The organism is Streptomyces sp. NPDC107528, assembly GCF_055639295.1.
The window spans coordinates 297,608-314,114 of record NZ_JBVKAV010000004.1 but is presented as its reverse complement, the minus strand read 5'-3'; the positions used below and the strand labels follow the sequence as shown (position 1 = coordinate 314,114).

Annotated in this window: 21 protein-coding genes; 13 read left to right on the top strand and 8 right to left on the bottom strand. The window is 72.6% G+C overall.

The window, feature by feature from the left end; all coding sequences use genetic code 11:
• Positions 1-49 precede the first annotated feature (49 nt).
• Positions 50-502 carry a hypothetical protein gene (locus tag ACZ7L5_RS15115; RefSeq protein ID WP_471516994.1) on the bottom strand — a complete coding sequence of 151 codons (453 nt, stop codon included), beginning with the start codon at positions 500-502 and terminating at the stop codon, positions 50-52.
• Between the two features lie 167 nt (positions 503-669).
• Between ACZ7L5_RS15115 and ACZ7L5_RS15110 the strand changes: the two genes are divergently transcribed.
• Both ACZ7L5_RS15110 and ACZ7L5_RS15105 read left to right on the top strand, forming a co-directional pair.
• Positions 670-1,860: a PP2C family protein-serine/threonine phosphatase gene (locus tag ACZ7L5_RS15110; protein WP_471516993.1), complete on the top strand. Its 1,191-nt coding sequence runs from the start codon at positions 670-672 to the stop codon at positions 1,858-1,860.
• Positions 1,861-1,930: 70 nt separating this feature from the next.
• Positions 1,931-2,995 carry a hypothetical protein gene (locus tag ACZ7L5_RS15105; RefSeq protein ID WP_328880433.1) on the top strand — a complete coding sequence of 355 codons (1,065 nt, stop codon included), beginning with the start codon at positions 1,931-1,933 and terminating at the stop codon, positions 2,993-2,995.
• A gap of 42 nt (positions 2,996-3,037) precedes the next feature.
• On the opposite strand, the gene ACZ7L5_RS15100 is transcribed toward ACZ7L5_RS15105, so the two are convergent.
• Positions 3,038-3,643, bottom strand: coding sequence for a chloramphenicol phosphotransferase CPT family protein (locus ACZ7L5_RS15100; RefSeq protein WP_471516992.1), 606 nt, complete (start codon positions 3,641-3,643; stop codon positions 3,038-3,040).
• Between the two features lie 50 nt (positions 3,644-3,693).
• Positions 3,694-3,864 carry a hypothetical protein gene (locus tag ACZ7L5_RS15095; protein ID WP_471516991.1) on the bottom strand — a complete coding sequence of 57 codons (171 nt, stop codon included), beginning with the start codon at positions 3,862-3,864 and terminating at the stop codon, positions 3,694-3,696.
• Between the two features lie 107 nt (positions 3,865-3,971).
• Between ACZ7L5_RS15095 and ACZ7L5_RS15090 the strand changes: the two genes are divergently transcribed.
• From ACZ7L5_RS15090 to ACZ7L5_RS15065, 6 genes are all read left to right on the top strand, one after another.
• Positions 3,972-5,321 carry a helix-turn-helix domain-containing protein gene (locus ACZ7L5_RS15090; protein WP_362386151.1) on the top strand — a complete coding sequence of 450 codons (1,350 nt, stop codon included), beginning with the start codon at positions 3,972-3,974 and terminating at the stop codon, positions 5,319-5,321.
• A 46-nt stretch (positions 5,322-5,367) separates the two neighbouring features.
• Positions 5,368-6,405 carry a permease gene (locus tag ACZ7L5_RS15085; RefSeq protein WP_471517354.1) on the top strand — a complete coding sequence of 346 codons (1,038 nt, stop codon included), beginning with the start codon at positions 5,368-5,370 and terminating at the stop codon, positions 6,403-6,405.
• Positions 6,402-7,208 carry a TIGR03943 family putative permease subunit gene (locus tag ACZ7L5_RS15080; protein ID WP_471517352.1) on the top strand — a complete coding sequence of 269 codons (807 nt, stop codon included), beginning with the start codon at positions 6,402-6,404 and terminating at the stop codon, positions 7,206-7,208. The genes ACZ7L5_RS15085 and ACZ7L5_RS15080 overlap by 4 nt, the downstream gene beginning before the upstream one ends.
• Positions 7,209-7,486: 278 nt before the next feature.
• Positions 7,487-8,242, top strand: coding sequence for a GAF and ANTAR domain-containing protein (locus ACZ7L5_RS15075; protein ID WP_471516990.1), 756 nt, complete (start codon positions 7,487-7,489; stop codon positions 8,240-8,242).
• Positions 8,243-8,251: 9 nt separating this feature from the next.
• Positions 8,252-8,533, top strand: coding sequence for a ribosomal protein L7/L12 (locus ACZ7L5_RS15070; protein ID WP_471516989.1), 282 nt, complete (start codon positions 8,252-8,254; stop codon positions 8,531-8,533).
• Entirely contained in the window at positions 8,530-9,039 is a 510-nt protein-coding gene (locus ACZ7L5_RS15065) for a MepB family protein (RefSeq protein WP_471516988.1), read from the top strand. Before ACZ7L5_RS15070 ends, ACZ7L5_RS15065 begins: the two co-directional genes overlap by 4 nt.
• A 24-nt stretch (positions 9,040-9,063) precedes the next feature.
• On the opposite strand, the gene ACZ7L5_RS15060 is transcribed toward ACZ7L5_RS15065, so the two are convergent.
• The 3 genes from ACZ7L5_RS15060 to ACZ7L5_RS15050 form a co-directional block, all read right to left on the bottom strand.
• Entirely contained in the window at positions 9,064-9,840 is a 777-nt protein-coding gene (locus ACZ7L5_RS15060; RefSeq protein WP_471516987.1) for a hypothetical protein, read from the bottom strand.
• A gap of 108 nt (positions 9,841-9,948) precedes the next feature.
• Complete coding sequence (locus ACZ7L5_RS15055) at positions 9,949-10,197, bottom strand: DUF397 domain-containing protein (RefSeq protein ID WP_471516986.1); 249 nt, start codon at positions 10,195-10,197, stop codon at positions 9,949-9,951.
• Positions 10,178-11,005, bottom strand: a complete 828-nt coding sequence (locus tag ACZ7L5_RS15050; RefSeq protein WP_471516985.1) for a helix-turn-helix domain-containing protein — start codon at positions 11,003-11,005, stop codon at positions 10,178-10,180. Before ACZ7L5_RS15050 ends, ACZ7L5_RS15055 begins: the two co-directional genes overlap by 20 nt.
• A 260-nt stretch (positions 11,006-11,265) precedes the next feature.
• Here ACZ7L5_RS15050 and thrS point away from each other — a divergent pair, with 260 nt between their 5' ends.
• The 3 genes from thrS (at position 11,266) to ACZ7L5_RS15035 (ending at position 14,287) form a co-directional block, all read left to right on the top strand.
• Positions 11,266-12,531 (top strand): threonine--tRNA ligase, encoded by a 1,266-nt coding sequence (gene thrS, locus ACZ7L5_RS15045; protein ID WP_471516984.1) that lies wholly within the window; start codon positions 11,266-11,268, stop codon positions 12,529-12,531.
• A 155-nt stretch (positions 12,532-12,686) separates the two neighbouring features.
• Positions 12,687-13,661 (top strand): nucleoside hydrolase, encoded by a 975-nt coding sequence (locus tag ACZ7L5_RS15040; RefSeq protein ID WP_471516983.1) that lies wholly within the window; start codon positions 12,687-12,689, stop codon positions 13,659-13,661.
• Positions 13,662-13,726: 65 nt separating this feature from the next.
• Positions 13,727-14,287 (top strand): serine hydrolase, encoded by a 561-nt coding sequence (locus ACZ7L5_RS15035; RefSeq protein ID WP_471516982.1) that lies wholly within the window; start codon positions 13,727-13,729, stop codon positions 14,285-14,287.
• A gap of 48 nt (positions 14,288-14,335) precedes the next feature.
• Here ACZ7L5_RS15035 and ACZ7L5_RS15030 read toward each other — a convergent pair whose 3' ends face one another.
• Positions 14,336-14,674, bottom strand: coding sequence for a nuclear transport factor 2 family protein (locus ACZ7L5_RS15030; protein ID WP_471516981.1), 339 nt, complete (start codon positions 14,672-14,674; stop codon positions 14,336-14,338).
• A 120-nt stretch (positions 14,675-14,794) separates the two neighbouring features.
• The gene (locus ACZ7L5_RS15025; RefSeq protein WP_471516980.1) at positions 14,795-15,151 is read right to left on the bottom strand and encodes an LAETG motif-containing sortase-dependent surface protein; all 357 of its coding nucleotides are present in this window, start codon (positions 15,149-15,151) and stop codon (positions 14,795-14,797) included.
• 57 nt (positions 15,152-15,208) lie between these two features.
• Here ACZ7L5_RS15025 and ACZ7L5_RS15020 point away from each other — a divergent pair, with 57 nt between their 5' ends.
• Positions 15,209-15,493, top strand: a complete 285-nt coding sequence (locus tag ACZ7L5_RS15020) for a hypothetical protein (RefSeq protein WP_471516979.1) — start codon at positions 15,209-15,211, stop codon at positions 15,491-15,493.
• 144 nt (positions 15,494-15,637) lie between these two features.
• A complete protein-coding gene (locus ACZ7L5_RS15015) occupies positions 15,638-16,498 on the top strand; it encodes a carboxypeptidase regulatory-like domain-containing protein (protein ID WP_471516978.1) in 861 nt (286 codons plus the stop codon).
• Positions 16,499-16,507 lie beyond the last annotated feature (9 nt).

Here is a 16,507-nt window from a genome sequence, read left to right as displayed (position 1 = left end):
CGGCACTGTTCCGCTCTCCCGTGCACCGTTCACCCGAACGGGTGGCTCCTCAGAGGCGGTGGCCCTGGGCGTCCTCGTGCGTGTAGTAGCGGTAGAACAGCACGACGAAGAAGGCCGCGCCGATCGCCAGTCCCATGATCGAGGACCTCAGGACCGAGTTGCCGCCCTGGCTGTACAGGAAACCGAACGTGCCGCCCGCGAAGACCGCCCACAGGACCGCGTGCAGCTCCCGGATCACCTGCGAGGCGACCCAGCGCACGGCGACGTACAGCACCATGAACGCGGCAGCGGTGACGAAGCCGAAGAGCAGGTTCCAGCCGGTGATCTCCCCGCCGGCGCGCCGGTTCGCCGCGGCCCAGTAGCCGTAGACCAGCCCGAGGACGATCGGCACGGCCACACTCGCGACGCGGTGCGTCCGCGCGCTGAACACATCGGGCAGACCGCTCAACCCAGTCGTAACCGCCCGCCGGGCCCGCCCGGGCACAGGTGCCGCATGAGCCATGAGAGCACTCCTCTCTCTGCGCGCCCCCGCCATCCAGAGCACACCTGGCGCGGTCGGGTGGCAAGTCGGCGGTGCAGATCAGTGCAGATCCGGCCCGTCCGGCGTTCGAGGACGGGGGCCCGGGTACCCGGATGCGGCGCGTCGAACGCCGTGTTTCGCTGAAGCCCATGAGGGCCGTAAGCGACGGTGAAGCCGGCCCGCAGGGCGACGCGCGCCGGTCGGGGCTGCTGAGCGTGCGCGGTCACAGCGTTGCCTGGGTGCCGCCGCTGGTGTTGCTCGTCGGCATCGTGGCCGTCGACTTCAGGACCAGCAGCGACTTCCGGATCCTGTCCTGGATGGTACTGGTGCCCGGTATCGCCGCGGCGATCTGCGGGGTGTGGGGAACGGCGATCTTCGCGGTGCTCGCACCCGCCACCTACCTCGCCGCCGACGCCGCCCTGCCGCACGAGTACCAGGCGGGCCTGCCCGACCTCGTCCTCGCCGGCATCGGCGGTGTCCTCGCCACGCTGGCCTGCGTGGTCCGCGTGCGCGGTGAGCGGCGCATGCTGCACATACAGGACGTCGTCGCCACCGTCCGCCGTACCGTGCTGCGCCCGCTGCCGCCGGGCTGGGGCGGCCTGGAGCACGCGGCCGTCTATCTCGCCGCCGACAGCGAGGCCAGGGTCGGCGGGGACTTCTACGACATCCAGATCGGCCTGCACGGCACCCGCGTCATCCTGGGCGACGTCCAGGGCAAGGGGCTGGGCGCTGTGGAGGCGGCGGCCGCACTGCTCGGCACCTTCCGCGAGAGCGCCTACCACGAGCCGGACCTGGCGAAGGTCGCCGTACTGCTGGAGGAGCGGCTGCGGCGGCACATCCGCCTGCGCGCGGCTCTGGGCAAGGAGGAGGGAGACCGGTTCGCCACCGCCGTCCTGATCGGCTTTCCCGAGCAGCAGCCGGACACGATCGACGCCGTCGTCCTCGGCCACGACTGTCCGCTCGTCGTCGGCCCCGACGGCGTGGAGCCCCTGCCGCCCGGCCACGCCCTGCCCCTCGGCTACGGCGGTCTGGCACCCGCCGACGGTCCGCCGCCCGTGCACCGGGTGCCCCTGCGGCCCGGCGAGACCCTACTGCTGACCACGGACGGTGTGACGGAGGCCCGGGACGGCGACGGCGTCTTCTTCCCGCTCGACACCGAGGTCGCCAAGGCCGTCGCCGCCGACCCGGACATCGCACAGCCCCGGTGCCTGGTCGACTTCGTGCGGGAGAGCACGCTGCGGCACTGCGGAGGGCATCTGTCCGACGACACCACGGTGTTCGCGGTACGGCGGACGGCCGGTGTGGGGAATGGGGACGGAAACGGACGTTTGCAGCCCTGAGATCCCCTCTTTGCACCCGCAGCGGTTACGGTGCTGCCGTACGTGATCGACGGGGGATGGGGAGGGACCGATGCCCGGAACAGTGCTGTTGCTCGCCGCCTCACCGGCGGGCAGGGGCTGTCTGGTGGACGCCGCCTCCGTGCTCCCGATCCTCGCGGCGGTCCCGCCCGCGGTGCTGTCCGGCACGGACACCGCCAACGTCGTCGAACTCGCCGACCCCCTGGAGCCGCAGGCCGTCCTCACCCGCCTGCGTGCCGCGGCCGTCGCCCCCGGCCCGCTCACCGTCTTCGTCGCCGGCCAGCTGCAACTGGACCGCCGCCAGCACCTCCCCCACCTGGCGCTGGCCCGGTCCACCCCGTCGACCGTGCGCTACAACGGCTTCCCCTGGCACTGGATCCGCGAGGAACTGCGCCTGCGCGCCCCGGGTTCCACCTCGCTGGTCCTCGATCTGCACGCCGACCACGAGACCTGGCAGTGGCTGCTCGCCAACCCGCTCGACTCGGGCCGCAACCACGCCGTCTACGGCCGGATCGCGGCGCCGCCGAACCGGCGGACGCTGGCGGGCCCGGCGTACATGAAGGCGGTCGCGACCCTGCTGCGCAGCGGACACCGCCCGCCCCTGGACCAGTTGCACCAGCAGGCGCTGTCCCGGATCGCCCCCGAGGCCGGGGTCGGCATCGACATCGTGCTGACCGCACAGGGGCCCGCGCCGAGCGATCCGCACGCAGCCATCACCAGTGCCGTCCAGGCGGGCCGGCACGCGGACGCCGACGCGCTGGCCGCACGGTACGAGCAGACCGCCGTCCACACCCATGGCCACGCCTCCGAGGAGGCCCTGCACTGGGGCGAGGTCCGCGCGGACCTGGCGATGCTGGCCGGGGACCCGGTGCGCAGCTGCCGCACCTGGCTGACGGTCGCCTCGTCCCGGCTCTCCGCCGGACAGGCCCCGGACGCGCCCGCGGTGGAGGCCGCGGTGGACCGTGCCCACCACCAGTGGGGGCAGATCCACGACACGGCCCTCGCACGCGAACTGGGGCCCGTCCTAGTGGAGTTGAGGAGCCGGGTGCCCGGACGCCGACGCGGCGCCCTGGAGAACGTCCACCGACAGCTGCGGCAGTTGCAGGTCAGCGGCTGACGGTCCGGCCGTCGGCGGGGTCCGTACCGCTGATGTGCCGCTCTACTCCCGCAACGCGCGCCGGAGTTCCTCGAACGCGGTCGGGCGAGGCCGGTTCGGCAGGAAGTCGCTGATGCGCAGGGCGCATTCGGCCGGGGTCAGGACGTCGGTGTGGACGTCCAAGTCGTGCGGGCCGTGGGAGTGGACCTGGTCGAACTGCAAGGCGGCGAGGCCCGGTTGGCGGTCGCCTCGTTCGCGCTCCCGGCGTTGCAGCTCCGGCAGCGGGCAGCGGACCCCGATCAGGACCGTGTCCTCGGGTACGAGCAGGTCGAGGAGGTCCAGCAACCGCCAGCGGCGGCTGAGCGGGTAGTCGACGACGAGGTTGTTGCCGGCCGCGGCCATGCCGGCGACCGCGCGGTGGAAGCCCTTGGTGGTGCGGTCGATCTCGGCCTGGAAGTCCTCGTCGGCAAGGGGGCTGCCGCCACGCATCGCGTGGAAGGCGTCCACCGGCAGGTGGAACCAGGTGCCGTCGAGGACGTCGAGGAGCGCGCGGGCGATGCTGCTCTTGCCGGAGCTGGAGGTTCCGTTGAGCAGGACGACCGTTCCCCGGGTCGCCGTCGCGGGGATGCGGGCATGCGGGTCGGCGTGGTCATGGACGTGCGTCGGCAAGGCGGGTCCCCGTGCGAGTGGTGGTGGCCGTCGTGGTCGGTCAGTGAGATCTACGGCGTAGTCGACACCGGGATGACATGCTGGGTCGGTTGCTCGGTCCGAGTCGGTTCTGCCGCTCGGGCGGGGCCCGTGTTGGCTGCCAGGATCAGGGTTGCCACGGCGATCACGGCCGCGGCGAGGCCTCGGGTGTAGCGCTCGGTGGTGTTGGTGCGTTCCTGCACGGCGACCTCGCAACAGCCAGGTGTTAACCACGTTTAATACGCGGTTTAACCTATGGGCTGTCGGAGTCGAACGGCAAGGGGCACAGGGGGAGTTGGGGGCGTTGAGCGTGTCGGACCGTGATGATCCTGGGACGATCGGGCGAAGGGTCCAGCAGCTGCGGGCCGATCGTGGGCTGACGCAGCGACAGTTGGCGGAGCCGGCGTACACCCCCGCGTACATCTCCACCCTGGAGGCGGGGCGGGTGCGCGCCTCCGACGAGGCGTTGCGGCACATCGCCGACCGGCTCGGCGTCGCCTTCGAGGAGCTCGCCACCGGACGGCCCGCGCACCTCGTCACGGCCCTGCGGATGAGACTGACCGAGGCCCAACGCGCCCTCGCCACCGGCGAGGCCGAGGCCGCGGCCGAGCAGTACACCGCGCTGCTCGCGGAGGCGGACGCGCACGGGTTCGCCGAGGAACGGGCGGCGGCGCTGCTCGGGCTCGGCGAGTGCGACATCGACGTCGGGGAAATCGACTCCGCCCGGCGGTACTTCGAGCGCGCCGAGCAGGTCCTCGCGGACGCCGACGCCCCGCTGCCCGCACGGGTGCCCGCGCTGCGCGGCCGGGCCGTGTCGCACTACCTCGCCGGTGAGCTGCGCTACGCCGTGTACCTCATCGAATCCACCCTCGACGAGCTCAACCGCGGCGGACTGCACGACCCCGACGCCCTCCTCCTGCTCTACGCCAGCGTCATCGGCCCCTACATGGACATGGGCGCCCACGCCCGCGCCGCCCAGGCCGCCGAGTACGCCCTCGCCCTCGCCCCGCAGGCCGCGGACCCCGCCCTGGTCGCCCGTATGCACCGGTCCGTCGCCCGCACCCTGCTCGCCGAGGGCCGGGTCGCCGAGGCGGACGCCTCCCTCGCGAAGGCCGCCGAGCTGTACCGGCAGCTCCAGATCCGCACCGAACTCGCCAACTGCCACTGGATGCGCGGCTACGTCTACGCCCAGAACGGCGACCTGGAGCGCGCCGAAGCCGAACTGCGCGAGGCCCAGACCATGCTCACCGCCAAGCGCGCCGCCCTCTACACCAGCCAGGTCGCCGTCGAACTCGCCGACGTACTGCACCGGCGCGGCAAGTCCGACGAGGCCGCCGCCCTCCTGCACGAGGTGCTCAGCGACCTCAGCCCCGAGCGCGGCGCCCTGCACTCCGCCGCCGCCCACCGCCTCCTCGGCATCATCGCCGAGGACGCCCGCGACACCGAGGCCGCCGAAGAGCACTACGTCCGCGCCCTGAGCCTCCTGGAGCGCGCCGGCGCGGCCGGTGACCTGGCCGACCTGTGCCGGCTGCTCGGCGATCTGCTGCGCCGTACGGGACGGGTTGAGGCGGCGCTGGACGCGTACCGGACGGGACTCGGCCACCGTACGGCCCCCGGCACCACCACCCTCGGACCCGCGCCCGCACAGCCCCCTCTGTAACCAACCCAAGCCGGCCCACAGGTCGTCCCGCTTAGCTGCGCGGGACATCCGGACAGGTGGGGACGGGCACGTGGAGAACCAGCGGACCGCGCGGACGCTCGCCGACGCGCTGCGGCTCGTCGTACGCGCCCTCGTGTGCACCGTCGTCGTCGGCGCCGCGCTCCTCGCCATCGCCACGGTCGTCTCCGTCCTCGGCCCCGTGCTCGCCCTCGACCTCTACACCCCGCCCGTCGCCGCCTGGTGGACCGTCTTCACGGCGATCGCGGTGCAGGGCGTGCCCTTCCTGCTGCTCGGCACGGTGGTCTCGGCGGCGATCGGGGCGTTCGTGCCGGAGCGGGTCTTCAGCCGCCTGCTGCCCCGCAACCAGGCGCTCGCGGTACCGATCGCCGGGGCGGCCGGTGTCGTCCTGCCGGGGTGCGAGTGCGCGTCCGTGCCGGTGGCCGGGAGCCTGATGCGGCGCGGGGTCGCCCCCTCGGCCGCCCTCGCGTTCCTCCTCTCCGCGCCCGCCGTCAACCCGGTCGTCCTGGTGGCCACGTCCGTCGCCTTCCCCGGGCAGCCGCGGATGGTCCTCGCCCGGCTGATCGCCTCGCTGGCCACGGCCCTGGTGATGGGCTGGCTGTGGGCCCGCTTCGGCCGCGACGAGTGGCTGCGACCGCTCAAGCGCCACGCCCACCCGGCCGCCACCGGACTGCGCGCCTTCACCGCCGGCCTCCAGCACGACTTCCTGCACGCGGGCGGCTTCCTCGTGCTCGGCGCGGCGGCCGCGGCGACCTTCAACATCGCGGTGCCGCCCTCGGTGCTGGACCTGTTCACCGGCTCGCCCTGGCTGTCGGTGCTGCTCCTGGCGCTCCTGGCGGTCGTGCTGTGCGTGTGCAGCGAGGCGGACGCGTTCGTCGCCGCGTCGCTGAGCGGCTTCTCGCCGACCGCGCGACTGGCGTTCATGGTGGTCGGCCCGATGGTCGACCTGAAGCTGATCGCCCTGCAGGCGGGGACGTTCGGCCGGTCCTTCGCCCTGCGGTTCTCGTCCGTGACGTGGATGGCGGCCGTGACGAGCAGCGCCCTGGTGGGGTGGTGGCTGCTGTGAGGCGGTACGGACGGGCGGTGCCGCTGCTCGTGACGGGCGCGGCGGTCCTGCGGATCTCGCTGTTCAGCGAGCTGTATCTGCGGTACGTGCAGGCGGGACTACGGCCATCCCTGGTGGTGTCCGGGTTCCTGCTGGTGCTGCTGGCGGTGGCCGCGGCGGTTGTCGGGCGACCGGAACAAGAACCGCACGCCGAGCAGGGCGAGCACGCAGAGCACGGCGAACACTCCGGCCGCGATCAGCAACGCGAGCACGGCGAGCACGACGAGTCCGGCGACGATTCCCACGCCCACGCTCAGCACGGCGGTCACCATAGCCCCCGCGTCGCCTGGCTCCTCACCCTCCCCGCCCTCGCCCTCCTCCTCTTCCCGCCGCCGGCCCTCGGCTCCTACAGCGCCGAGCGCGAGGCGGCGCAACGCGCGGCGCAGGGCATCGGGCACTTTCCCGCGCTGCCGGCCGGGAACCCGGTGGAGCTGACGCTCGCCGAGTTCAGCTCGCGGGCGATCTACGACAGCGGACGGTCGCTGACGGGCCGTACGGTCCGCCTGACCGGGTTCGTCACCCGGGACGACGACGGCACCTGGTACGTCTCCCGCCTCCTCGTCTCCTGCTGCGCCGCCGACGCCACCACGAGCAAGGTCGAGATCCGGGACGCGGACGCCCCGCCCGCCGACGCCTGGGTCACCGTCACCGGCATCTGGCACCCCAAGGGCAGGCTCGGCACGGACGGAGCGTGGCCGCCGGTCCTGGACGCCGCGTCGGTGCGGCGGGTGGCGCAGCCGGCGAACCCGTACGAGAGGCGCTAGGCCGTGTCCGCAAAGTCGCGCCTGCCGCGGGGCCCGCCCGCCGGGCGAACGACGGGACCTTGCGGACACGATCCAGCGCTCAGCCGGGGAGAGCCGTGCGTCAGGCCGCGGGCCGGTGGGGGCGGGGCGCGCAGTTCCCCGCGCCCGTCGCGGGGCGGCGGTCGGCGGGGTTTCGTCGAACGGGCCAGGGGTAGTCGGGCGTCGTTCAGGGCGAGCGGTCAAGTGGCCCGACGGGGGCCCTGGAGCCAGCAGGCCGCGCCCGGAACGAGGAGGCTGCCGTGCGGCCAAGAGACGATCACCGTGGTGAGGCAGAGCATGAGCGGACCGGTGCCGCCGACGCGCTCGCCGAGAGCGTGCGCGGGATGGGACCCGGCGAGATCCCGGCGCGGCTGTGCGACGTCGCCGTCGAGCTGCTGCCCGTGACCTGCGCGAGCGTGTCGCTGCACAGCGACGGTATGCCCGTGCAACTGGGCGCGAGCAGTGCGCAGGCCGCGTATGTGACGGAGATCCAGGCGACCCTGGGCGACGGGCCCTGTCAGTCCGCCGTGGAGAGCGGTACGGCCGTGCTGGCGCGCGACCTCACGGCCGGCCGGGACGTCCTGCGCTGGCCGGTCTTCGCCCAGCAGGCCACGGCCGCCGGAGTGCGGGCGGTGTACTCGATGCCGCTCGGCAACGACACGGTGTGCGTGGGCACGCTGGACCTCTATCGCGATACGCCCGGCGACCTCACCGACCGGGACCTGCGCACGGCGCGGGTGGTGGCCGGAATGATGACCGTGGCGCTGATGGCGCTGCCGCGCGCGGAGGACGCGGGCGACCCGGGCGACGAACGATGGCTGAGCGGCCTCGCCGTCGACCAGGACCAGATCTACCAGGCCACCGGCATGATCATGGCCCAGCTGGGCGTCGAAACGGGCGAGGCGCTGGCACGGCTGCGGGCCCACGCGTTCGCGCACGGGCGCACTGCGGTGGACGTGGCCCGGGATGTGGTGGACCACAAGCTGCGGTTCGACCGGGACCGGGGCCGCCTATGATCGCCGACCATGGACATAGTGGGTTACTTCATCGCGCTGGCCGTGATCGTCGGCTTCGCCGGCGCCGAGATGCGAATCTCCCGTGCCGACCGCCGCGTTGCCCGGGTCGAGCGCAAACTCGACCTGATTCTCGATCACTTGGGCCTGCGTGACGACGATCCCCGGATGGCGAAGGTCGTGGCCCTGCTGCGGGACGACAAGAAGATCCAGGCGATCAAGGAGTACCGGGAGATCACGGGCGTCGGCCTGGCGGAGGCCAAGGAGGCGGTCGAGGGCATGGGGCGGGCGTGACCACCCCGGCACACAGCGATCTCGCGGCGGCGAAGGAGCTCGTCTACGACCCCTGCGGATTCACCTGCTCGCAGCCGGTTCCCGAACCCGAGAGCGCCGAGTACGCCGCCCACGCATTCACCCTCGACGGCCTCTGCGTCCGATTCCGCGCGGCCAGGACGACGCCCACCAAGGTCGGCCAGTTCGTCACCGTCTGGAAGAGGTCCCCGGGCGGGCCCATCCAGCCCTTCGACGTCACGGACCCGGTCGACCTGTTCGTCATCAGCTGCCGCGACGGTGAGCACTTCGGCCAGTTCGTCTTTGCCAAGGACGTGCTCCGCCGGCGCGGTGTCGTGTCGGTGGACGGTTCCGGTGGGAAGCGGGCGTTTCGCGTGTACCCGCCCTGGGTGACCACCACCAACCGCCAGGCGACCAGCACCCAGGCATGGCAGCTGGACCACTTCCTGCCCCTGGACCAGGCCGGGCCCGTCGACTCCGCTCGCGCCCGGAAGCTCTACCACCCGTAGGACGGGGCCGCCGGGACGACCGCCCTAGATCTCCGCCCGGCCCCGCTTCCTGACCTCCGCCAGTCGTTGGGCGCCCGTCTCGACGGCCGTCCAGGTTGCGTCGGCCGGTACCTCGCCGAGGCCGCCGTTGGTGATGGCGATCGCGTCGTCGCCCACGCGGACGGCGGCGACATGCAGCGTGAGCGTGGGTGCGTCGTCGTACTCGGAGACGGCATGCAGCACGACCCTCAGCCCCTGCCGGCCGTCCCCGACCTCAGGCATCTCGGCCTCCGTCACTTCGACGGCCATCTCCCCGCTCGCCGCGGTCGCCGTGAACTCGCCGCACGTGTCCGGCACGCGTCCCAGCCACGCCAGCGTCCGGTCCAGGTCCGCGGGCCGATGGGCGACGACCTGGTAGCGCAGCTGGGCCTCGTCCCAGACGTCGTCCAGTCCCACCGACGCACGCGTACGGGCGTCCGGGCCGAAGAGTTCCTCGGCATACAGGGAGTCGAGGAGCCGTCGGCAGTCGGCGGACTCGGTCTCCGCCTTGAGCATGGCCTCCCGCCAGGTGGCGAAGCCCTGCGTGGCCACCCAGCTTTCACCGAGGTCGGCCTCGCTGATCAACGCGTCCCGCGCCTGGGCCTCCGTCAGGGTGGGGGCGGCGCCGGGGGACTGCGACCCGCTGACGGTGGCGGGGGATGCGGGGGCGCGGACGCCGGTGGCCGCGGTGTCCAGCCCGGCGAAGGAGCACGCCGCCGCTGTCAGCAGGATTGCCGCCGTGAGCGCCGAGGTGGCGAGGGTGCGGGCCGGGGGACGGGGCATCGCGGGCTCCTGGGGTGCGCTCAAGATCAGTACGTGCTCTTAAGGCACCACCCCAGGAGTACGGCCACCAGTGCGCCGGTCCGTCCGGGTGACGGCTGTATGTGGGTCCTACTGCGTCTGGACGTACCCGATGAAGGTGGCGTACGCCTCCGGGGAGAGCGTGAGTGTGCCGACTTCAGGGTGCTTGGAGTCGCGGACGGCTATGCAGGGGGCGGGGTGGGCGACCTCGACGCAATCGCCGCCCGAGGTTCCGCTGTACGAGGACTTGCGCCAGGCGACTTGGCCGAGCGGGGCGCACTCGACGCATTCGCCGCCGCTGCTGCCGCTGTAGGACGACTTACGCCACTTCAGCTCCATAGCGTTCCTCCATCACGCGTGCGATCAGTGCCGCTGATTCCTTCGGCGAGAGGGCCTCGGCCTGAAGGCGAGCGTAACCGACTGAACGCCCCCTGATCACTGCAGGATTGGCCGTCATGTGCCCCTGGTCGTAGCTCTCGCTGTAGAACAGGTCGGGGTGATCGTCGAAACGCAGGAGAGTGAAGGAGCCCATCACCCCGGAGTGCTGTCCGACCGAGAACGGCAGTACCTGGATGTGCACCGACTGGTTGTCCTGCAAGCTCAAAAGGTGGGCGAGCTGCTCGCGCATGACGTCCCGGCCGCCGATCTCCCGGTACAGCGCCGCCTCGTCCAGAACGACCCACAGCGAGGGCGGCAGTTCGCGCTCCAGGATGCGTTGCCGTTCCATCCGTGCCGCCACCATCTCGTCGAGCGTGTCGGTGTGGTCCACCTGCATGACCGCCCGGGCGTACTCCTTCGTCTGCAACAGCCCGTACACCAACTGGCACTGATACGTGGAGATGTACGTCGCCTTCGCCTCCAAGTCGGCGAATGGCTGAAACCACGTCGGCAACTGGCTCCGCAACACCAGCCCCACCAACCGCGAGAACATCCCGTCCGTCACCAGCGCCGCATCCAGCCGCTCGGCGAAGTCCCGCGTCGGCACCTTCAGCGTTGTCTCGATCTGGCCGATCAGCGAGCCCGTGCAGAACAGCACCGAACCCAACTGCTTCAGCGTCAGCCCCGCCTCCTCCCGTTTCCTCCTCAGCTCGTAGCCGAAGTAGTCCAACGGAGAGGCCGTGGGATCGAGTTGGCGGATGTGAACCAAGGCGTACCACCCCCAGAGTCGGTATGTAGCAGAGCGTAATCGTATGACTTCGCATTGGTGACGTGAATCGTGAAAATCACCGCGACACCCCCACTCACCGGCTGTTACGGTCGCCCCATGCAGCGCGCCAACCCGTCTCTGACGACGACGCCGGACCCCGTCCCGGCGCCGCGCTGAAAGCTGAGCGAAGATCCAAGCCCCGGGGCGAGTGCCCCGGGGTTTTGTCGTGGGCGCTCGTCCCCTCACCCGGAGGAACAGCCATGCACGACCACCGCCGCCTCGGCCGCGAACTGGACCTCTTCGACACCGACCCCCTGATGGGCGCGGGCCTGCCCTACTGGTTGCCCGACGGCGCAGTCGTCCGGCACGCACTGGAGGAGTACATCCGCGAAGTCGAACGCGAGGCCGGCTACCGGCACGTCCACTCCCCCGTCCTCGGCAAGCGCGAGCTCTACGAGATCTCCGGGCACTGGGACCACTACAGCGACGACATGTTCCCGCCGATGGACCTCGGCAGCGGCAGCGGCACCGAACAGCTCGTCCTGCGCCCGAGCCTGTGCCCGCACCACGCCCTGATCTGCCGCTCCCGCTCGCACAGCTACCGCGAACTACCCTTCCGCATGGCCGAGTTGGGCGGCATGTACCGATCCGAGCTATCGGGCGTCCTCGGCGGCCTCACCCGCGTGCGGGCCATCCACCTCAACGACGCCCACATCTTCTGCACCCTCGACCAGGCAGTCGACGAGGCCCGGGCCGCCCTCCGGCTCATCGCCCGCGCTTACGCCGACCTGGGTATCCGGGCCGTCCGGCACCGCCTTTCCCTCCCGTCCGAGGGCGGGGGCGAGGGCGCGGGCGGCGGCAAGTACGTCGCCGATCCCGGGCTGTGGCGGCGAGCCACCGCGCTGCTCCGCGAGGTACTGGACGGCTCCGGCATCCCGTACGAGGCCGCGCAGGGCGAGGCCGCGTTCTACGGTCCCAAGATCGACGTCCAGATCGCCGACCCGGCCGGCCGGGAGTCGACCCTCTCCACCGTCCAGATCGACTTCCACCAGCCCGAACGCTTCGACCTGCACTACATCGGCCCCGAGGGCGCCAAGCACCGCCCGGTCATGGTTCACCGCAGCATCATCGGCAGCGTGGAAAGAGCCGTCGCCCACCTCATCGAGCAGCACGGCGGCGCCTTCCCGGTCTGGCTCGCCCCCGTCCAGCTGGTCGTCCTCCCTGTCTCGGACGCCCAGACCGAACAGGCGGAGAGGCTGCTGCACCGGGCCCTCGACCAGGGCCTGCGCGCCGAGCTCGCGGGCCCCGAACACGGCACCCTGGGCGCCCGTGTCCGGGCGGCGCGGCTCGTGCCGTACCAGGCGGTCATCGGGGAGCGGGAGGCGGCGGCCGAGGCGGACGGGGAGCCGGTGGCCGTACGGCTGCGGGACGGGCGGAAGCCGGGGGCCGTACCGGCCGCGGAACTCGTCACCCGGATCGCCGCCCGCGCGGCGGCCCGCGGCCCCGAGCTGTGGGACGGCCGATGACGGCCGATCACACCTGAGACGGGCGCTTTAGACGCCGTATGACGCCGCACGCACGAAGCCCGCACGGCGGCGCCATACGACGACGCACTCCACCTGGACAACACCGTAAGGTCGGTTCCGGTGACCCGCCACCGCACCGTGAGAGGAACCCCGCCGTGACGAACGCCGACGGTCCGCCGATCCCGGTGATCATCGACTGTGACACCGGCGTCGACGACGCCCTCGCGCTGCTGTTCGCCGTACGCCACCCGGGTGTCGACCTGCGCGCGGTCACCTGCGTGGCCGGGAACACGGATGTGGACGGCGTCGTACGCAACACCCTCACCGTGCTGGAGCAGGCCGGCGCCCCGGACATCCCCGTCGCCCGGGGCGCCGGACGTCCGCTGATCGAGTCGGCGCGCTCGGCGAGGCACGTGCACGGGGAGGACGGCATGGGCGACATCGGCCTGCCCGCCCCGACCCGCGCCCCGGCCGACGTGGACGCGGTGACGCTGCTGCGCCGCGAGATCCTGGCGTCCCCGCGCCCGGTCACCCTCGTCCCGACCGCGCCCCTCACCAACATCGCCCTGCTGCTGCGCACACACCCGGAGGTGACCCGCAACATCGAGCGGATCGTCTTCATGGGCGGCGCGGTGGCCTGCGGAAACGCCACGCCGGTCGCGGAGTTCAACGTGTGGCACGACCCGGAGGCGGCCGCGATCCTGCTCACCGCCGGGGTGCCGATCACCATGTACGGCCTGGACGTCTTCCAGCGGGTCGTGGTGCCCGGCGCGGACGTACGGCGGCTGCGGGAGAGCGCGGAGCCCGGTACCCGTCTGGCGGGCGACCTGCTGTCCCACCGCCCGGCCACGCCCGATGTCGCCGTCGACTCCGAGGCGGGCGGTATCGGCGACGCGGGCGCGGTGTGCGCGGTCGTGGACCCGGCGGGCATCACCACCCGTCTGCTGCCCGTCGAGGTCTCCCTCGCCCCCGGGCCGACGCGCGGCCAGACGATCGTCGACCGCCGGCCCCGGCCCGGTGAGGCCGAGATCCACACCGGCCTGCGCGAACGGCCGTTGGTGGACGTCGCCCTGGACGTGGACGTGGACCGCTTCGTGAAGCTGTACCTGACGACGGTCGAGCGTCTCTGACCGGTCTCCGGCACCGTCACTCCCGCACCACGAGCGTGTCCGCGGGCGCCGCGCTCACGCCATCCGTGTTCCGTCGGAGACGGGGCCGGCGTGCCGGAAAGGCGCACGCCAGGAGGGTCGAGGTACGGCCGGCTGCACCTCGGCAGGGGACCAACCGGCCCGCGGGCGGCGTTCCGCCGCCGCTGGGCGGCTACTCGAACTTCGGCGACTCCGGAGCGACCATCGACGTCACCGAGTTCAACCCGAGCGCGGGGGGCGCGGCCGGCGCCATGATCAGTACGACGGCCGACCTGACCCGCTTCCACCAGGCGCTCCCCGGCGGGCACCTGCTGCGCCCGGCGGAGATGAAGGCGATGAAGACGACCGTGCGGGCCCCCGAGTTCGACGACGTGTGGCCCGGCGCGAGCTACGGCCTCGGCCTGATGCGGATCCCGCTGTCCTGCGGCGGCTCGTACGACAGCCACGGTGGCGACCTCCCCGGTTGCACCACCCGCGACGGCGTCACCGCCGACGGCCGCCGTGTCGTGGTCCTCGCGACGACGGGCGACGGGGCCGCCGACATGTCCACCGAGCACGCCCGGAACAACCTGATCGACGGCGAACTCTGCGCCCCGGGCAGGCAGTAGCACCGCGGGCGGCGCCGAGCGGCTGGGGACCGTGGGCGCGGCGGCCCCTCACACCGCGGCACCGAAGAACACCAGCACCTCCCTGATCAGCCCGTCCCGGACGGTGATCGTCTCGACGTTGCGGAAGCGGCCGCCGGCGGTGAGCTCGTACTCGTAGTACGCGAAGACGAGTTCGCCGTCGGCCGGGGTGACGTGCAGCATGCGCTGCTCCTTCACCCGGCCGGCGGTCGGGAAGCACCGCTCGAAGAAGGCCGCCTTGCCGATGTGGTCGTCCTGCGGGCTGGTGAAGGTGAAGTCGTCGGCGTAGAGGGGGAGGGCGGCTTCCCGGTCCTGTGCCTGGTAGTGGCGGAACGCCGCCCTGACGATGTCCGTCGGACTGCTGCTCATGCGGGACTCCTCAGCCGTGGTGGGCGGCCCCCCACCCACCGTATCCAGCGGACCTCGCGCCGCGCGTGCACCACGAAGGGGCCCGGGGTGTTCACCCCGGGCCCCTTCACACGCCGTCGGTCAGGAACGTGCCGCACGACGTCGTTTCGACGCCACGACGAACGCGGCGCCGCCCGCCACCAGCACCACCGCACCGACGGCGATCGGGCCGGTCGCGCTGCTGCCGCCGGTCTTGGCGAGGTCGCCGCCGTTCGGCGAAGGCGCCGGGGCGGACGTCGTGCCGGAGGGCTCCGGGGCGGGAGTCTCGGACGACGGGGGCTCGGAGGCCGGCGGGGTGGTCTCCTCCGCCGGGGTGGACGGCTGCGCCGGCTCCGAAGGCTCGGCCGGCGGTGTGGTCGGCCGCTCCTCCGTCGCCGGAGGCCCGGTCGTGCAGTTTTTCGCCCAGGCCGGGGCGGACGCCGTCCGGGTGAGTGGCACCGGGCGCGCGCGTGGCGCAGCGGATCGCCCGGCCGGGCTGCCCCAGGATCCGGACGCGTGGCACACACCTTCGACGAACTGGTCGCGATGCAACGGGCGGCGGACCAGGCGCACTCCAGGGTGGAGGACCTGCGCGACGAGTACGGCCCGCCCGCCCACACCCCGTGGACCGGGCTCCGGACCGACACCTACGCGACCGCCTGGCGCACCTGGCGCGACCTCGCCCGCACCGTCCAGACCGCGGTCACCGAGCACGCGAGGGAACAGGGCATCGCCCGCAGCGAGGTCGAGGCGGACGTGAAGACGACGGCCCGCCATCCGAGGCAGGCGGAGCAGGACTGACGTCGGCTTCCCGGCGCCCGGACGGGTGGTGCGGACCGCGCCCCTGGTCCGTACGGCCGAACAGCGCGCGTCGTCCGAGCGGGCGGGACCCGACAATCGCAGGCAGTGGTGTTGCCGACGCGCATGTGAGGAGCTCCGCCGACGATGAGCAGATTCAGGAGGGCGACGGTCCTCGGTTGTCTCGCCGTGGCCGGCGCGATGACCGCGGCCGGAGTGGCATACGGCACTGACGGGGCGTCAGGGTCGGGCGGCAGTGACCTGTGGGCGACCGCGACCATCGAACCCGGGCGGGAAGGCATCGTCCAGGTCGGCGGGTACGAGGGGGCGCCGCTGGGCGCGGGATCGGTACTGACCCTGTCGGCGCCCGCGACGGCGAGGGTGACGGGCACACCGTTCGCCGCGGGCGGCTACCAGGGAGCGGTGACTCTGGGCGGGAGCGGCGGGACGTACACCCTCGTGGGGGCGCCCGGCCCGGTCGCCGGGGAGTCGGCATCGGCGGGCTGGAAGGACCGTACGTTCCCCTTCGTCCTGTCGGTCCCCGCGGACGCCGAGCCCGGTACGCGGCTGCCCGACTGCGCCCTGGTCCTGAAGGACGCCAAGGGAACGGTGCAGGAGAAGGGCACGTGCGCCGTGACCGTCGGACTGCCCGCGCCGACCCTGTCCCGACCCCAGTCGGGCGTGCCGCTGGGCGCGTTGCCGCGGATGTCGGGGACGGCCTACCCGGGCGCCCAGGTCACGGTGCGCGACGCGCTGGAGGAGGAGATCTGCGCGACGACCGCCGCGCCCGACGGCGCATGGTCCTGCGTGCCGAGCGTCGCCCTGCCGCCGGGCGCCGGCCGCGTCCAGGCGACGGCCACGTTCAACGGGGTCACTGCGGCGAGCGAGCAGATCCACATCCTCGTGACGGAGCCGGCCGGCGCGCAGCCGGACACGGTCACGGACAGCGAGGGCGGACGGCTGGCGCCGAAAGCCGCGCGCGGCCACGCCGGTGGCGCAGGTCGGTAGCGCTCCAGG

What these genes read in the sequence shown, in the direction of transcription:
- ACZ7L5_RS15115 (WP_471516994.1), bottom strand. Translation starts at nt 502, where the DNA reads ATGGCTCATGCGGCACCTGTGCCCGGGCGGGCCCGGCGGGCGGTTACG.
- ACZ7L5_RS15110 (WP_471516993.1), top strand. Translation starts at nt 670, where the DNA reads ATGAGGGCCGTAAGCGACGGTGAAGCCGGCCCGCAGGGCGACGCGCGC.
- ACZ7L5_RS15105 (WP_328880433.1), top strand. Translation starts at nt 1,931, where the DNA reads ATGCCCGGAACAGTGCTGTTGCTCGCCGCCTCACCGGCGGGCAGGGGC.
- ACZ7L5_RS15070 (WP_471516989.1), top strand. Translation starts at nt 8,252, where the DNA reads ATGGACATAGTGGGTTACTTCATCGCGCTGGCCGTGATCGTCGGCTTC.
- ACZ7L5_RS15060 (WP_471516987.1), bottom strand. Translation starts at nt 9,840, where the DNA reads ATGCCCCGTCCCCCGGCCCGCACCCTCGCCACCTCGGCGCTCACGGCG.
- ACZ7L5_RS15055 (WP_471516986.1), bottom strand. Translation starts at nt 10,197, where the DNA reads ATGGAGCTGAAGTGGCGTAAGTCGTCCTACAGCGGCAGCAGCGGCGGC.
- thrS (WP_471516984.1), top strand. Translation starts at nt 11,266, where the DNA reads ATGCACGACCACCGCCGCCTCGGCCGCGAACTGGACCTCTTCGACACC.
- ACZ7L5_RS15030 (WP_471516981.1), bottom strand. Translation starts at nt 14,674, where the DNA reads ATGAGCAGCAGTCCGACGGACATCGTCAGGGCGGCGTTCCGCCACTAC.
- ACZ7L5_RS15015 (WP_471516978.1), top strand. Translation starts at nt 15,638, where the DNA reads ATGAGCAGATTCAGGAGGGCGACGGTCCTCGGTTGTCTCGCCGTGGCC.